12 protein-coding genes are annotated in these 16805 nt (G+C 61.4%); 9 read left to right on the top strand and 3 right to left on the bottom strand.

Going from position 1 to position 16805, the window contains the following annotated elements:
- Nucleotides 1-131: 131 nt before the first annotated feature.
- Complete coding sequence (locus BMZ46_RS27335; RefSeq protein WP_039767996.1) at nucleotides 132-395, top strand: hypothetical protein; 264 nt, start codon at nucleotides 132-134, stop codon at nucleotides 393-395.
- A 140-nt stretch (nucleotides 396-535) separates the two neighbouring features.
- On the opposite strand, the gene BMZ46_RS27330 is transcribed toward BMZ46_RS27335, so the two are convergent.
- Complete coding sequence (locus BMZ46_RS27330) at nucleotides 536-1639, bottom strand: choline metabolism transcriptional regulator GbdR (RefSeq protein ID WP_011336300.1); 1104 nt, start codon at nucleotides 1637-1639, stop codon at nucleotides 536-538.
- Between the two features lie 470 nt (nucleotides 1640-2109).
- Nucleotides 2110-3486 carry an L-serine ammonia-lyase gene (locus BMZ46_RS27325; protein WP_039767995.1) on the bottom strand — a complete coding sequence of 459 codons (1377 nt, stop codon included), beginning with the start codon at nucleotides 3484-3486 and terminating at the stop codon, nucleotides 2110-2112.
- Nucleotides 3487-3920: 434 nt separating this feature from the next.
- On the opposite strand from BMZ46_RS27325, the gene BMZ46_RS27320 reads away from it, so the two are divergent.
- The 3 genes from BMZ46_RS27320 (at nucleotide 3921) to choV (ending at nucleotide 6968) form a co-directional block, all read left to right on the top strand.
- Nucleotides 3921-4871, top strand: coding sequence for a choline ABC transporter substrate-binding protein (locus BMZ46_RS27320; protein ID WP_074692109.1), 951 nt, complete (start codon nucleotides 3921-3923; stop codon nucleotides 4869-4871).
- Between the two features lie 76 nt (nucleotides 4872-4947).
- Nucleotides 4948-5793 carry a choline ABC transporter permease subunit gene (gene choW, locus BMZ46_RS27315; protein ID WP_039767993.1) on the top strand — a complete coding sequence of 282 codons (846 nt, stop codon included), beginning with the start codon at nucleotides 4948-4950 and terminating at the stop codon, nucleotides 5791-5793.
- On the top strand, nucleotides 5790-6968 hold the full coding sequence (choV, locus tag BMZ46_RS27310; protein WP_011336304.1) for a choline ABC transporter ATP-binding protein: 1179 nt from the start codon (nucleotides 5790-5792) through the stop codon (nucleotides 6966-6968). Before choW ends, choV begins: the two co-directional genes overlap by 4 nt.
- 241 nt (nucleotides 6969-7209) lie before the next feature.
- Here the strand turns inward: choV and BMZ46_RS27305 are convergent, their stop codons facing one another.
- The gene (locus tag BMZ46_RS27305; protein WP_223290698.1) at nucleotides 7210-9150 is read right to left on the bottom strand and encodes a BCCT family transporter; all 1941 of its coding nucleotides are present in this window, start codon (nucleotides 9148-9150) and stop codon (nucleotides 7210-7212) included.
- 483 nt (nucleotides 9151-9633) lie between these two features.
- On the opposite strand from BMZ46_RS27305, the gene betI reads away from it, so the two are divergent.
- The 5 genes from betI to BMZ46_RS27280 all read left to right on the top strand — a co-directional run bounded on the left by betI (nucleotide 9634) and on the right by BMZ46_RS27280 (nucleotide 16706).
- Nucleotides 9634-10227 carry a transcriptional regulator BetI gene (gene betI / locus BMZ46_RS27300; protein WP_064599977.1) on the top strand — a complete coding sequence of 198 codons (594 nt, stop codon included), beginning with the start codon at nucleotides 9634-9636 and terminating at the stop codon, nucleotides 10225-10227.
- A 108-nt stretch (nucleotides 10228-10335) separates the two neighbouring features.
- Complete coding sequence (betB, locus tag BMZ46_RS27295) at nucleotides 10336-11808, top strand: betaine-aldehyde dehydrogenase (protein WP_039767992.1); 1473 nt, start codon at nucleotides 10336-10338, stop codon at nucleotides 11806-11808.
- 131 nt (nucleotides 11809-11939) lie between these two features.
- Entirely contained in the window at nucleotides 11940-13643 is a 1704-nt protein-coding gene (gene betA / locus BMZ46_RS27290) for a choline dehydrogenase (RefSeq protein ID WP_039767991.1), read from the top strand.
- Between the two features lie 283 nt (nucleotides 13644-13926).
- Nucleotides 13927-15369 carry a TldD/PmbA family protein gene (locus BMZ46_RS27285; protein ID WP_074692106.1) on the top strand — a complete coding sequence of 481 codons (1443 nt, stop codon included), beginning with the start codon at nucleotides 13927-13929 and terminating at the stop codon, nucleotides 15367-15369.
- On the top strand, nucleotides 15369-16706 hold the full coding sequence (locus BMZ46_RS27280; RefSeq protein ID WP_074692103.1) for a TldD/PmbA family protein: 1338 nt from the start codon (nucleotides 15369-15371) through the stop codon (nucleotides 16704-16706). Before BMZ46_RS27285 ends, BMZ46_RS27280 begins: the two co-directional genes overlap by 1 nt.
- Nucleotides 16707-16805 lie beyond the last annotated feature (99 nt).

The raw sequence follows: 16805 nt of genomic DNA, 5'->3' as shown, positions 1-16805 counted from the left end.
TTGACGGCGAGTTAGCCGAAAACGACCTGTTCATAGCCGTCGCGGCCACTGCGACAAATCGCCCTTGCCGTGCCTGGGCAGGCCTACCAGAATCGAGCCACGACCTCCGTTGCCGAAGAAGGATTCGCGTCATGATGTATGCCGATTTGATCGATCAGGAAGACCTGTTGGGCCAACTCAAGTCGTTGGGTTTTCAAGTGCCGAGCGGTTCAACTGCCGAGCAGGCCTGTGAGTATGCGGTGCGCGGTCTGGATAACGTTCGCGCCTTTGAACTGCGCAAGATGGTCAAGGACATGTACACCAGCGGCGCCAGCATCCAGCCTGCAGTGCGTCAGGCCATCGACAAACAATTGTTGCCGGCATTGGCGCAATACCAACAAACCCATAGCGCCTGACGTTACTCACCTGATCGTTCCCACGCTCTGCGTGGGAATGCCTCAACGGACGCTCCGCGTTCGGCCTTTTGGGACGCAGAGCGTCCCGGGCTGCGTTCCCACGCAGACGGTTCGACACCTCGACGTGGGAACGATACTTATCAGAGCCTTACACTGGCGAATGTGGATTCGTTGCGTGCCTGGCTCAGCGCCGACATGGGCCCGGACAGCGGCGACATCACAATGGCCTGCGGCAGCGGCATCATTGCCACCTGCTGGGTGGTGTTGGAGCCGACGCGCTCGTCACGCGGCGGAATGCCGAAGTATTCGCGGTAGCACTTGGAGAAGTGCGGCGTCGACACAAACCCGCAGACCGACGCCACTTCGATGATCGACATCGGCGTCTGCTTGAGCAGTTGCCGCGCACGGATCAGGCGCAGCTTGAGGTAGTAGCGCGACGGCGAGCAGTGCAGGTATTTCTGGAACAGGCGTTCGAGCTGGCGACGGGACACGGCGACGTACACCGCCAGTTCGTCGAGGTCGATCGGCTCTTCCAGGTTGGCTTCCATCAGCGCAACGATTTCCTGCAGTTTCGGCTGGTTGGTGCCGAGCATGTGCTTGAGCGGCACACGCTGGTGATCCTGCTCGTTGCGGATGCGCTCGTAGACGAACATCTCGGAGATCGCGGCGGACAGTTCACGACCGTGATCGCGGCTGATCAGGTGCAGCATCATGTCCAGCGGCGCGGTGCCGCCGGAGCTGGTGAAACGGTTACGGTCGAGGGTAAACAGGCGGGTGCTCATCGCAACACGCGGGAAAGCTTCCTGCATCGCCGCCAGACATTCCCAGTGCACGCTGCAATCGAAGCCGTCGAGCAGGCCGGCGCAGGCCAGGGCCCAACTGCCGGTGCACACGGCACCGAGGCGGCGTGACTGCCGCGCCTGGCTTTGCAGCCACGACACGTGTTCACGGGTAACGGTACGTTGAATGCCGATCCCGCCGCACACGATGACGGTGTCGAGGGCCGGGGCTTTATGCATGGAAGCGTCGGGGGTGATCTGCAGACCGTCACTGGCCCAGACCTGGCCGCCGTCGACGGTGAGGGTGGTCCAGCGATACAGCTCGCGACCGGACAACTGGTTGGCCATGCGCAGCGGTTCGACTGCGGATGCCAGGGAAATCAGCGTGAAATTGTCCAGCAGCAGAAAGCCGATGGATTGAGGCGCACGGTTCTGGGGTTGAGCCCCGGAGTTGAACGACGTCATCGCGGTATCTCCTCACACAAAGCGGGTGATGGCCTCAGGCGGAGGCTCTTGTTATTGCCATCGTTCTCTTGCGTGAGACGGGCTTTGTTATGACAGAGCAATTGCCATGCCTAAAATTGAATGGCTGTTCAATAACTCCTGAAAACGACGTCGCGACGCGTCTATACAAGCGCTCCGACGAAGGGTAATTCGAAGTGCCATCAGTGGCCGCGAAAGCCCTGCCCCGGAGCGTGTGAGCAAATCGGTAGCACTTGTGGGAACTGGCCTGCGCGCGATTGTCCTACAGTGTCACCGCAGGCACGGGTGACGGACGGTAGCGCCTGCGAATCAGGCGCTGGAGGCAGGAAAGACTCTTATCCGATAGCGACGCGCCAAAAGGTGGCGCGTTTGATATCCGGTGCTCACTTGGTGCGCAGTTTTGACTGGTCCGGCCCCGTCGCTGGCAAGCCAGCGATTGGGGCGACCAGGTATCAGCACTCCACCGCGCTGACCGCCAACCCGCCCCGCGAAGTCTCTTTATATTTGTCATGCATATCCGCGCCGGTATCGCGCATGGTCCGGATCACCCGGTCCAGCGAGATGAAGTGCTGACCGTCCCCACGCAAGGCCATCTGCGCGGCATTGATCGCCTTCACCGCCGCAATCGCATTGCGTTCGATGCACGGCACTTGCACCAGGCCGCCCACCGGATCGCAGGTCAGACCCAGGTTGTGTTCCAGGCCGATTTCCGCCGCGTTGCACAACTGCTCGGGGCTTGCGCCGAGGATTTCCGCCAGACCAGCTGCCGCCATTGCGCAGGCCGAACCGACTTCCCCCTGACACCCGACTTCGGCACCGGAGATCGAGGCGTTCTTCTTGCACAGAATCCCCACCGCCGCCGCCCCGAGGAAGTAGTCGACCACGTTGGCGTCGGTCACCGCCTCGCTGAATTTCATGAAGTAATGCAGCACCGCCGGAATGATCCCCGCCGCGCCGTTGGTGGGCGCCGTGACCATGCGCCCGCCGGCGGCGTTTTCCTCGTTCACCGCCAGGGCGAACAGGTTGACCCACTCCATCGCGCTGAGGGTCGAGCCGATCACGTTGGGCTTGTTCAATTCCTGAAGACTGCGGTGCAACTTCGCCGCGCGGCGGCGCACGTTGAGGCCGCCCGGCAGGATGCCTTCGTGCTTGAGGCCCTGCTCGACGCAATCCTGCATCGCCCGCCAGAGCTTCATCAGGCCGGCGCGAATTTCCTCTTCGCTGCGCCAGACCTTCTCGTTGGCCATCATCAATTCGGCCACGCGCAGGTTGTGGGTCTTGCACAGTTCCAGCAGCTCCACCGCGCTGGAAAAGTCGTAAGGCAACTCGGTGCGATCCAGATCCACCACACCGCTGGAGGCTTGCGCCTCGTCCACCACAAAACCGCCGCCGACCGAATAGTAGGTGTCGCGATGCAGCTCGCCGTGATCGCCTTCGGCAACCAGGGTCATGGCGTTGGGGTGGAACGGCAGGTTCTCGTCGATCAGGCGCATGTCGCGGGCCCATATAAAGGGCACCGACAAACGACCGTCGAGCAGCAGCGTGTGGGTTTCACGCAGAGCCTGGATCCGCGGGCCGATCTGCGACGGGTCGATCGCGTCCGGCCACTCGCCCATCAGGCCCATGATCACCGCGTTGTCGCTGCCGTGACCGACCCCGGTGGCCGACAGCGAACCGAACAGCTGCACCTCGATGCGACGCACCTGCTCCAGCAAATGTTTGTCGCGCAATGACTCGACAAACAGGGCGGCGGCGCGCATGGGCCCGACGGTGTGGGAACTGGAGGGGCCAATGCCGATTTTGAACAGGTCGAAAACGCTGATAGCCATTGCTGCAGAGCTCCTGAAAGTGCCGGTCCGGGGCGTGAAACGCCCGCTGGCGGAGCTGCTACGCTCAAGCTGCGATCCGCCGGAATGCCCGCATCATCAGGCTTTTCCCGGGTCGTTCGGCGTCTGACACCGACGTACTCATGCCCACAAACGCCGTGCCGGTTTCAGCCCGTGTTTTCGCCGTTTTTATGCGGTTCAGATGGCCAGAAAGGGCAGAAAAAAGCTGTAAACGACGTCACTGACACTGGATGCGACCATCCCTGTACTGGATACGACGCACCCTGTAGGCGTCAGATTTTCACTGGTACATGATCGTATCGACTCGATTGCAAGGCGCTGCGGTAGAGCTGTCTCCAGAACGCCATCCAACCGCAACCCATAAGTGCGGTGGTCCAATCGGAACACTGCCAAAAAAAACACCAAGGAGTCCATTCATGAAAGGTTCCCCGTCGTTGTTGTTGGCCGCCATGCTGAGTCTGCCGTTACTGGCTCAAGCCGCAGAACCGGCGCAGTGCAATACCGTGAACTTCTCCGATGTCGGCTGGACCGACATCACCGCAACCACCGCCACCACCTCCGTCGTGCTTCAGGCCCTCGGCTACAAGACCAAGACCACCATGATTTCCGTACCCGTGACCTACAAGTCGCTGGCCGACGGCAAGAACATGGACGTGTTCCTCGGCAACTGGATGCCGACCATGGAAAACGACATCAAGGCCTACCGCGACGCCGGCACCGTGGAAACCGTGCGCACCAACCTCAAGGGCGCCAAGTACACCCTCGCCGTTCCGCAGGCCTTGTATGACAAGGGCCTGCACGACTTCGCCGACATCGCCAAATTCAAGAAGGAACTCGACGGCAAGATCTACGGGATCGAGCCGGGCAACGACGGCAACCGTCTGATCCAGAGCATGATCGACAAGAACGCCTTCGGCCTGAAAGACGCCGGCTTCAAGGTAGTCGAATCCAGCGAGGCGGGCATGCTGTCGCAGGTCGACCGCGCGCAAAAACGCGACACCGCCGTGGTGTTCCTCGGCTGGGCGCCGCACCCGATGAACAAGCGCTTCAAGATTCAGTACCTGACCGGCGGCGATGACTTCTTCGGCCCGGATTTCGGCGCCGCCACCGTGGCGACCAACACCCGCAAGGGCTACGCCGAGGAATGCAGCAACGTTGGCCAACTGCTGAAAAACCTGGAGTTCACCGTCGACATGGAAAGCGAACTGATGGGCAACATCCTGGACGACAAGATGAAGCCTGACGCGGCCGCCAAGGCCTGGCTGAAAAAGAATCCACAGGTGCTCGATACCTGGCTCGCTGGCGTGACCACCATTGACGGTAAACCAGGCCTGGAGGCCGTGAAAGCCAAACTCGCACAGCCTTGAATTAAAGAGGCATCGCTTATGCCGGGCGGGCTAACCGCCCGGGCTGTTTATTCCTTGCATGCGGACGTTCACTACCATGCTGATTGATCAGAAAATCCCTTTAGGCCAGTACATCGCGGGCTTCGTTGAATGGTTGACGCAACACGGCGCCAACACCTTCGACGCAATCGCCGTGACACTGGAAACGATGATCCACGGCGTGACGTTTGCGCTGACCTGGTTCAACCCGCTGGTGCTGATCGGCCTCATCGCCCTGCTGGCCCACTTCATTCAACGCAAATGGGGCCTGACCGCGTTCGTGGTCGCCTCCTTCCTGCTGATCCTCAACCTGGGGTACTGGCAGGAAACCATGGAAACCCTCGCCCAGGTCATGTTCGCGACCCTGGTCTGCGTGGTCATCGGCGTGCCGCTGGGCATCGTCGCCGCGCACAAACCGATGTTCTACACTTTGATGAGGCCGGTACTCGATCTGATGCAGACCGTACCGACCTTCGTTTACCTCATTCCTACCCTGACCCTCTTCGGGCTGGGTGTGGTGCCGGGCCTGATCTCGACGGTGGTGTTCGCCATCGCCGCGCCGATCCGCCTGACCTACCTGGGCATCCGCGATGTCCCGCAAGAACTGATGGACGCCGGCAAGGCCTTCGGCTGCTCGCGTCGCCAACTGCTTTCAAGGATCGAACTGCCTCACGCCATGCCGAGCATCGCGGCCGGCATCACCCAGTGCATCATGCTGTCGCTGTCGATGGTGGTGATCGCGGCACTGGTGGGGGCCGACGGACTCGGCAAACCGGTGGTCAACGCACTGAACACTGCTGATATCGCCCTCGGCTTCGAAGCGGGCCTGGCGATCGTACTGCTGGCGATCATGCTCGACCGTATCTGCAAACAACCCGACGCCAAAGCAGGGGGTGACGCATGAGCATAATTCGCTTCGATAACGTTGACGTTATCTTCACCAAGGATCCGCGCGAAGCACTGAAACTTCTCGATCAAGGCCTGACTCGCAGTGAGATCCTGAAAAAGACCGGGCAGATCGTCGGCGTTGAAAAGGCCAGCCTGGACATCAACAAAGGCGAGATCTGCGTGCTGATGGGCCTCTCCGGCTCCGGCAAGTCGAGCCTGCTGCGCTGCATCAACGGCCTCAACACCGTGAGCCGCGGCAAGCTGTTCGTCGAACATGAAGGCAAGCAGATCGACATCGCTTCCTGCTCCCCGGCCGAGCTGAAAATGATGCGCACCAAACGCATCGCGATGGTGTTCCAGAAGTTCGCCCTGATGCCCTGGCTGACGGTGCGCGAGAACATCAGTTTCGGTCTGGAAATGCAGGGTCGTCCGGAGAAGGAACGGCGCAAACTGGTCGATGACAAACTCGAACTGGTTGGCCTGACCCAATGGCGCAACAAGAAGCCCGACGAACTGTCCGGCGGCATGCAGCAGCGTGTCGGCCTGGCCCGCGCGCTGGCGATGGACGCCGACATTCTGCTGATGGACGAACCCTTCTCCGCGCTCGACCCGCTGATCCGTCAGGGCCTGCAGGATGAACTGCTGGAACTGCAACGCAAGCTGAGCAAGACCATCGTGTTCGTGAGCCACGACCTCGACGAAGCGCTGAAACTCGGTAGCCGCATCGCGATCATGAAAGACGGCCGGATCATCCAGTACAGCGTGCCGGAAGAGATCGTGCTCAACCCGGCGGACGATTACGTGCGCACCTTCGTCGCCCACACCAACCCGCTGAACGTGCTGTGCGGTCGCAGCCTGATGCGCACCCTGGACAACTGCAAACGCATCAACGGTTCGGTGTGTCTGGATCCGGGCGGCGATTCGTGGCTGGATCTGGCCGAAGGCAACACCATCAAGGGTGCGCGGCAGAACGGTTCGGTGCTGAACCTGCAGAACTGGGCACCGGGGCAAGCCGTGGAAGGCCTGGAGCGCAAACCGACGCTGGTGGACTCGAACATCGGCATGCGCGACGCGTTGCAGATCCGTTACCAGACCGGCAACAAACTGGTGCTGCACGACAACAATCATGTGGTGGGGATTCTCGGCGACAGCGAGCTGTATCACGCGCTGCTCGGGAAGAACCTGGGGTAAAGAGAGCAGACACAAAAACGCCGCGAGAGGATCGCGGCGTGATCGTTCCCACGTCGAGGCGTCGAACCGTCCGCGTGGGAATGCAGCCCGGGACGCTCCGCGTCCCAAATCAAAAGCCGAACGCGGAGCGTCCGTTGAGGCATTCCCACGCAGAGCGTGGGAACGATCAGACACAAAAAAGGGGCTCAACTTGAGCCCCTTTGTATTCCCGCACAACGTGCAGGAAAGATCACTTCACAACTCAGCTATAGACCCGGCCAAGGAGCTGCCGATGGCTTTCAAACTGATCGAGCACATCACGTGTGATCTGATCCTGTGTGAAGCCCATCAGGTCGTAGTCCTGGCTGCCGTTGTGCAGGTACACCTCGGCGCGGTAGAAACGCTGACGCGCTTCATCGGACTGGACCGACTCGCTCGGGGTGGCCAGGTAGCCGTCCAGGCTCACTTCGTAGACAAAAGGGTTGCCCTCTTCCATCTCGACCCGCACGCCCATGCAGCGCTTGGACTTGCCCAGCAGCGTCTGCACTTCCAGACCCTGTGCACGCATCTGCGCCGCGGCATCTTCCAGCGCCGGGCTGACGTGTTTGTCCATGAAGCGCTGCACCACCGACTGGCTCGGTTGCAGATCCAGCTGGGTCAGGCGCTCGCTGAAACCACGACGACCGCGTTCAGCCAGTTGCGCCTGCTCCTGTTCGATCTGCATGTCCTGGCGCATCGCCTTGTGCAGGCCGAACATGAAGCACACCAGCACCACCGAGAACGGCAGGCCGGCCAGCACCACCATGGTCTGCATGGCTTCGAAGTTACCGGCGAACAGCAGGCCGATGGTCACCAGGGTGATCACGACCGACCAGAAGATCCGCAGCCAGTGCGGAGCGTCTTCGTCGACGTTGCCGCCCTTGCAGGACAGGTTCGCCATCATCACCGCGCCGGAGTCGGCCGGGGTCAGGAACAGCACGAAACCAACGAAGATCGACACGCCGATCACGACTTTCGACGCCGGGTAGTGTTCCAGCAACTGATAGATCGCCATCGACGGCTGTTCCAGCGCCGTCTTGCCGAGTTCCACCGCGCCCTGGTTCATCACCAGATCCAGCGCCGAGTTACCGAAGATCGACAGCCACGCCAGGGTGAAACCCAGCGGAATCAGCAGCACGCCAGCCACCAGTTCACGCACGGTACGACCACGGGAAATACGCGCGATGAACATGCCGACGAATGGGGCCCAGGAAATCCACCACGCCCAGTAGAACAGCGTCCACAGACCCAGCCAGCGGTCGGACTTCTCACTGTCGCCTTCATAGACGTACAGGTCGAACGTCTTCAGCACCACGCCGTTAAGGTAGTCGCCGATGTTCTGCACGAAGCCGTTGAGCAAGTGCAGGGTCGGGCCGAACAGCAGGACGAAAATCAGCAGGCCGCTGAACAGGATGATGTTGAGGTTGGACAGACGACGGATGCCGTTTTCCACACCGGACACGGCGGCGATGGTGGCCACGGTGCTCATCACGATGATCACGATCAGCAGATTGGTGTTGCTGTGTTCCATGCCGAACAGGTTTTCCAGGCCCGAGGACACTTGCAGCGAGCCGATCCCCAGGTTGGTCACCAGACCCAGCAGGGTCACGAACATGCCGAAGCCGTCCACCGCATGACCGGCAGCGCCCTTGACCCAACGCTCGCCCACCAGCGGATACAGCGCCGAACGCAGGGCCAGCGGCTGGTTATGACGGTAAGCGAAATAGGCCACGGCCAGACCGACCAGTGCGTAGATCGCCCAGCCGTGCAGTCCCCAGTGCAGGAAAGTCAGCTGAACAGCCTGACGTGCCGCCATGTTGGTAGCCGACGCACCTTCCGGCGGATTGAAGTAGTGATCCAGCGGCTCGGATGCACCGAAGTACAGCAGCGAAATACCGATACCCGACGAGAACAGCATCCCGGCCCAGGCGCCGTAGCTGAAATCCGGGGTGTCGTCCTTGCTGCCCAGTTTGAGTTTGCCGTACGAGGAAAACGCCAGGCCCACCACAAACACCAGGTAAGCGGCGATCACCACCATGTAGTACCAGCCGAAGCTGCGGGACAACCAGGCCTGAGCCACTCCCAGCATTCTGCCGGCCTCTTGCGGGGCGATGATCAGAATGGCGGTCAACAACAGAATCAGCGCGGTAGAGGTGTAGAACACCCAACCGTTGACCGTCACCTTCTCGGGCGGGGTCTTTATTAGCGAGGCAGAACTCATGGCACAAATGCTCCAGGCAGTGCGAGAGAAGAACACAAGGCAACACGGAACCCGACCAATCGGTTAGTTGGCAGCCGACCGGCGGGTGATATAAAGACACCCCGAAAAAAGCCCGAACCTGCAGAGATGGCATCGCGAATCGCCGTCGTGGCCGAGGCATGGACGTTCATCCGAAACCTGGCCTTGAGCGTCTTGCCCATTCAACACGTCCGTCGAACGTCGAACCGCGCCTTGCCGCGCGCAGGTTTCGAGCCTTTTCGGATGTCGGTTTTATCGCCACTTACACGTAAGAAAATTCTGTAGGCAGCGACGATTTGTCGCAGATCTTATTCTTTGTTGATTGAACGTTCAATCAAAACAAAATAGACTGGCCCTCAATCCGATAGGCGTCATTCGCCCGTCGGAAGGCCTAAGGAGATGTGCAAGATGCCCAAGGTCGGTATGCAACCCATCCGCCGCCAACAACTGATCGAAGCCACATTGCAGGCGGTTGATCAGGTCGGAATGGGGGACGCCAGCATTGCGCTGATCGCCCGTTTGGCCGGTGTCTCGAATGGCATCATCAGTCACTATTTTCAGGACAAGAATGGCCTGATCGCCGCCACGATGCGGTATCTGATGAGCGTCCTCAGCGAGAGCGTCACCGCGCGCCGTCAGGCGCTGGCAGACAGCAGCCCTAGGGCGCATCTGCAGGTGATCATCGAAGGCAACTTCGACGCCAGCCAGGTCAATGGCCCGGCAATGAAAACCTGGCTGGCCTTCTGGGCCACCAGCATGCACCAGCCGTCTTTGCACAGGTTGCAGCGGATCAACGATCACCGTCTGTATTCCAACCTGTGCTGCGAGTTCCGCCGTGTGTTGCCGCTCGAAGATGCGCGCACCGCCGCCCGTGGACTGGCAGCTCTGATCGACGGTTTGTGGTTGCGCGGCGCGCTGTCGGGAGACGCTTTCGACACTGCGCAGGCGCAACAGATCGCTTACGAATACATGGATTTCCAATTGGCCAAGCAGGTGAGCTAGAGCACAGAGAAAACGCTCGGCCCCTGAACTGTCACCGACCCGCGATGCCACAGCTATATGGCTCACCCGGTGACCAACGCCAACCACTAATGCACTTGCGAGGACACTATGGCCCGTTTCGAACTGCAAAAACTCTACATCGATGGCGCGTACTCCGACGCCGGCAGCGATGCCACCTTCGAAGCCATCAACCCGGCTAACGGTGAAGTCCTCGCACTGGTGCAACGCGCGACCAAGGAAGACGTCGAGCGTGCTGTGGTCAGCGCCGAAAAGGGCCAGAAGATCTGGGCCGCGATGACCGCCATGGAGCGTTCGCGCATCCTGCGTCGCGCCGTCGACATCCTGCGCGAGCGCAACGATGAACTGGCGGCCCTGGAAACCCTGGACACCGGTAAAGCCTTCTCCGAAACCAAGTACGTCGACATCGTCACCGGCGCCGACGTGCTGGAATACTACGCAGGCCTGGTACCGGCCATCGAAGGCGAACAGATCCCGCTGCGTGACACTTCCTTCGTCTACACCCGTCGCGAGCCGCTGGGCGTTGTCGCCGGTATCGGCGCGTGGAACTACCCGATCCAGATCGCCCTGTGGAAATCCGCTCCAGCCCTGGCGGCCGGTAACGCGATGATCTTCAAGCCAAGCGAAGTCACCTCGCTGACTACCCTGAAACTGGCCGAAATCTACACCGAAGCCGGCGTTCCGAATGGCGTGTTCAACGTTCTGACCGGCAGCGGCCGTGAAGTCGGCACCTGGCTGACCGAGCACCCGCGCATCGAGAAGATCTCCTTCACCGGCGGCACCGACACCGGCAAGAAGGTCATGGCCAGCGCTTCGGCTTCGTCGCTCAAGGACGTGACCATGGAACTGGGCGGCAAGTCCCCGCTGATCATCTGCGACGACGCCGACCTGGATCGCGCCGCCGACACCGCCATGATGGCCAACTTCTACAGCTCCGGTCAGGTCTGCACCAACGGCACTCGCGTGTTCGTGCCGAGCCACCTGAAAGCCGCTTTCGAAGCCAAGATCGTCGAGCGCGTTGCGCGCATCCGCGTTGGCAACCCGGAAGACGAAAACACCAACTTCGGCCCGCTGGTCAGCTTCCCGCACATGGAAAGCGTGCTGGGCTACATCGCCAAAGGTAAAGAAGAAGGCGCCCGCGTTCTGTGCGGCGGCGAGCGTCTGACCGACGGCGAGTTCGCCAAAGGCGCGTTCGTGGCCCCGACCGTGTTCACCGACTGCACCGACGACATGACCATCGTCCGTGAAGAAATCTTCGGCCCGGTGATGGCGATCCTGAGCTACGAAACCGAAGAAGAAGTGATCCGCCGCGCCAACGACACCGACTTCGGCCTGGCCGCCGGCATCGTCACCCGCGACCTGAACCGCGCCCACCGCGTGATTCATCAACTGGAAGCCGGTATCTGCTGGATCAACGCCTGGGGCGAGTCCGACGCAAAAATGCCGGTTGGCGGTTACAAGCAGTCGGGCGTCGGTCGTGAGAACGGGATCAGCTCTCTCAATAACTTCACGCGCATCAAGTCCGTGCAAGTCGAGCTGGGCGAGTACGTTTCGGTATTTTGATCAGCTGATCCAGCGACAAGCGGCAAGCTTCAAGCTGCAAGTAAAAGCAGCTTGGTTTGCCGCTCTATCTCAGCACCGCTCGCTGCTCTCTTGCAGCTTGAAGCTTGCAGCTTGAAACTCCCGGAGGACCTATGTCCCAAGAATTCGATTACATCATCGTCGGTGCCGGCTCTGCCGGTAACACCCTGGCGACCCGTCTGACTGAAGACGAAGGCGTCACCGTCCTGCTGCTTGAAGCCGGCGGCCCGGACTACCGTCTCGATTTCCGCACGCAGATGCCGGCCGCTCTGGCATTCCCGCTGCAAGGCCGTCGCTACAACTGGGCGTACGAAACCGATCCAGAGCCACACATGGACGGTCGCCGGATGGAATGCGGTCGCGGCAAGGGCCTCGGCGGTTCCTCGCTGATCAACGGCATGTGCTACATCCGTGGCAACGCGATGGACTACGACGGCTGGGCGAAACTGCCAGGCCTGGAAGACTGGTCGTACCTCGATTGCCTGCCGTATTTCCGCAAAGCGGAAACCCGCGACATCGGCCCGAACGACTACCACGGTGGCGACGGCCCGGTCAGCGTGACCACGCCGAAGGCGGGCAACAACCCGCTGTTCCACGCCATGGTCGAAGCTGGCGTACAGGCCGGTTACCCGCGCACCGAAGACCTCAACGGCTACCAGCAGGAAGGCTTCGGCCCGATGGACCGCACCGTGACGCCGAACGGCCGTCGTGCTTCCACCGCCCGTGGTTACCTGGACGTGGCCAAGAAGCGTTCGACCCTGACCATCGTCACTCACGCCCTGACCGACAAGGTTCTGTTCGAAGGCAAGCGTGCCGTTGGCGTGCGTTACCTGGTCGGCGCCGCTGAAGAGCGCGTCGAAGCCCGCGCCCGCAAGGAAGTCATCGTCTGCTCCGGCGCGATCGCCTCGCCGCAACTGCTGCAACGCTCCGGCGTCGGCCCGGCGAAACTGCTGGAAAGCCTCGACATCCCGGTGGTTCACGATCTGCCGGGCGTCGGCGAAAACCTGCAGGATCACCTTGAGCTGTACCTGCAATACGCTTGCACCCAACCGGTCTCGCTGTACCCGTCGCTGCTCTGGTACAACCAGCCGGCCATCGGTGCCGAGTGGCTGTTCAACGGCACCGGCATCGGCGCCAGCAACCAGTTCGAAGCCGGCGGTTTCATCCGCACCCGTCCGGAATTCGAGTGGCCGAACATCCAGTACCACTTCCTGCCGGTCGCGATTAACTACAACGGCAGCAACGGCGTGAAAGAGCACGGCTTCCAGGCGCACATGGGCTCCATGCGTTCGCCGAGCCGCGGTCGCATCCAGGTCAAATCCAAGGATCCGCGCCAGCACCCGAGCATCCTGTTCAACTACATGGCCACCGAGCAGGACTGGCAGGAATTCCGCGACGGCATCCGCCTGACCCGTGAAATCATGCAACAGCCTGCACTGGACGCCTTCCGTGGCCGCGAAATCAGCCCGGGCATCGAAGTGCAAACCGATGAGCAGCTGGACAAGTTCATCCGCGAGCACGCAGAAACCGCGTTCCACCCGTCCTGCTCGTGCAAGATGGGCACCGACGACATGGCCGTAGTGGATGGCGAAGGCCGCGTACATGGCATGCAGGGTCTGCGTGTGGTCGATGCGTCGATCATGCCGATCATCACCACCGGCAACCTGAACGCGCCGACGATCATGATCGCCGAGAAAATCGCCGACAAGATCCGTGGCCGCAAGCCGCTGCCGCGCAGCAACGCACCTTACTACGTCGCTGGCGATGCGCCGGTGAAAGGCAAGCCGATGCGTGATGTGAGTGCTGTTGCTCAGTAAGCCGTAATACCTCTTCGGATCGTTCCCACGTCGAGGCGTCGAACCGTCTGCGTGGGAATGCATCCCGTGACGCTCCGCGTCACACAGCGGACGCAGAGCGTCCATGGCGGCGTTCCCACGCGGAGCATGGGAACGATCTGCTGTTATCAGAGTAAATCCCCCTACACCCCCTCTTCACTTGATCCTACACCCCACGCAGGCCTACTCTAGTCCTCGCCTGATCGCTTCATCCCTCCCCGCCGAATCCGCTTCGCCGCTGCTCCCATGACAAGGAGGTTCCCTGATGTTCGATTTCCACCCCCAGCTCAAGCAGCGCTTCGCTGCCTTGCGCACGGGCGCCGAGTTTTTTTCCTTGCGGTATGTGCGCGAGTCCGGCCAGTACCTGTCGGTGCGCAAGAACGTCGCCGAACCGCCGAGCCTGAGCCGCGACGAAGGCGCGATGCTCACCGTTCGCATCAACGGCGTCGAAGCCTACGCCGCGACCAATGACCTGTCGCAACAAGGCCTGCAAGCCGCCCTCGAGCGCGCCGAACAGCAGGCCCGGCGGATCAAACCGCACGCCCTGCTCGACCTGAGCCAGCAGCCGGTGTCCAGCGACCGCGCCGATTACTTTTCACCCAATCTGGAACAACCCTTCCCGTCCCTGAGCGAATGCTTCGAGCTGCTCGGCGCGGAATCCGCCTCTGTGCCTAAGGATGAGCGCCTGGTGAATTGGGAAGTGAGCATCGGCATCACCCACGTCGAACAGATCTACCTGAGCAGCGCCGGCGCCGAATTGCGCCAGGCCCAACGCTTCGTCTACCCGGGCCTTGACGTTACTGCCTACGACGGCAACGACAGCCAGACCCGCAGCCTCGGCCGCGAGAACTTCGGTCAGCAGGGCGGCGCCGACGTGATCAGCCGCTGCGGACTGATTGGCGCCGGTCCGCAAGTCGCCGATCAGGCGCTGCAATTGCTGCTCGCGCCGAACACTCCGCAAGGCCCGCGTGATTTGCTGCTAATGCCCGACCAGATGATGTTGCAGATCCACGAATCCATCGGCCACCCGCTGGAACTCGACCGGATTCTCGGCGACGAGCGCAATTACGCTGGCACCAGTTTCGTCAAAGCCTCGGATTTCGGCAGCCTGCAATACGGCTCGAAACTGCTCAACGTGACGTTCGATCCGGGCATTCCCGAAGAACTGGCGAGTTACGGTCACGATGACGACGGCTCCAAGGCCAGCAAACAATTCCTGATTCGCGAAGGCCTGCTGGTCCGTCCGTTGGGCGGTGCCTTGTCGCAATTTCGCGCAGGTCTGGACGGCGTTGCCAACAGCCGCGCCTGCAGCTGGAACCGACCGCCGATCGACCGCATGGCCAACCTCAACATCGAGCCGGGCGACCAGCCGCTGGAGCAACTGATCGGCGGTATCGAAAACGGCATCCTGATGAGCACCAACCGCTCATGGTCGATCGACGATGCACGCAACAAATTCCAGTTCGGCTGCGAGTGGGGCCAGTTGATCGAAAACGGCGAACTCAAGGGCGTCGTGAAGAATCCGAACTACCGGGGCATTTCCGCGCACTTCTGGAAGAGCCTGCGCGCCGTCGGCAACGCCGGCACCACCCAGGTGCTGGGCACGCCGAACTGCGGCAAGGGCGAACCGAACCAGGTGATCCGCGTCGGCCATGCATCGCCGGCCTGCGTGTTCAGCAATGTTGATGTGTTTGGGGGAGACGCCTGATGAGTATTTCCAAGAGCCAGTCCGAGGCGTTCAAGCTGCTGGTCAACTGGCTGCGCGATGCCGTGCGCGAGCCGGAACAGTTCACCCTGAGTTACGACGCCGAATCATCGGCCTTCGTGCGCTTCAACCACGCCAAGGTGCGTCAGGCCGGGCAAGTTCAGCAAGCCGGTATCGGTCTGAAACTGATCGACGACGGTCGCCATGCCGACCTGCAGATCACCTTGTCCGGCGATCAGGAAGCCGACCTGCAACGCCTTGCCGAAGGCCTGCAACAGCTGCGTAAAACCCTGCCGCTGCTGCCGCAGGATCCGTACCTGTTGCTCAACCACAACGGCTGGCAGAGCAAGAATGTGCAGGAGCATCCGCTGCCGGACACCGAGCAAGTTGTCGCTGAAATCGCTCAAGCGGCCGAAGGTCTGGATCTGGTCGGTTTCTACGCTGCTGGCCCCATCAGCCGTGGCTTCGCCAGTTCTTCCGGCGCATTCGGCTGGCATCAGGCCAACAGCTTCAACTTCGACTTCAGCCTGTTCCACGAGAACGGCGAAGCGGTGAAGGCCAGCTACGCCGGACATGACTGGAACAGCGAAGACTTCGCCCGCCGCTTCCAGCAGGCCCGCGAGCAACTCGAGTTTCTCGGTCGACCGCTGCGCACCTTGCCGCCCGGCCAGTACCGCGCCTATCTGGCACCGGCGGCGCTGGAAGAAATCATGGGCATGTTGTGCTGGGGCGGTTTCTCGGCGCAGTCGATTGCCAGCAAGAGCAGCCCGTTGCAGAAGCTGTATGCCGGCGATCAGGCGTTCAGCCCGCTGGTGTCCCTCGACGAAAAAGTCAGTGGTTCGCTGAGTCCGGCGTTTTCCGGCGAGGGTTACCCGCGCAGCGATCTGCGGCTGATCATCGAAGGCCAGGCCGGCGAGCAACTGGTCGGCTCGCGCAGCGCAGCCGAATACGGCCTCACCGCCAACGGCGCCGGCGGCGGTGAATCGCCCAGCGCGCTGAACATGGCCGCCGGCGACTTGTCCCAGGCCGAGATCCTCAAGCAGTTGGGTACCGGGTTGTATATCAGCAACCTTTGGTACCTGAACTTCTCGGATCAACCGGCGGCGCGCCTGACCGGCATGACCCGGTTTGCCACATTCTGGGTGGAAAACGGCGAGATTCAGGCGCCGGTCAGCACCATGCGCTTCGACGACAGCGCCTACAGCCTGCTGGGTTCGCAGCTGGAAGCGTTGACTGCCGAGCGTGAGTTGCTGCTGTCGGCGAGCACCTATAGCCAGCGCAATACCTCGTCGGCGTTGTTGCCGGGGGCGCTGGTGAGCCGATTGACCTTGACCCTGTAAATCCCGGACCTGATCGTTCCCACGCTCTGCGTGGGAATGCATCCCGTGACGCTCCGCGTCACTTTACAGCGGACGCACAGCGTCCATGGCGGCATTCCC

The organism is Pseudomonas sp. NFIX49 (assembly GCF_900115915.1).
Lineage (GTDB): Bacteria > Pseudomonadota > Gammaproteobacteria > Pseudomonadales > Pseudomonadaceae > Aquipseudomonas > Aquipseudomonas pharyngis.
The sequence above is the reverse complement of the archived record's forward strand: the minus strand, read 5'-3'. Positions and strand labels throughout refer to the sequence as shown.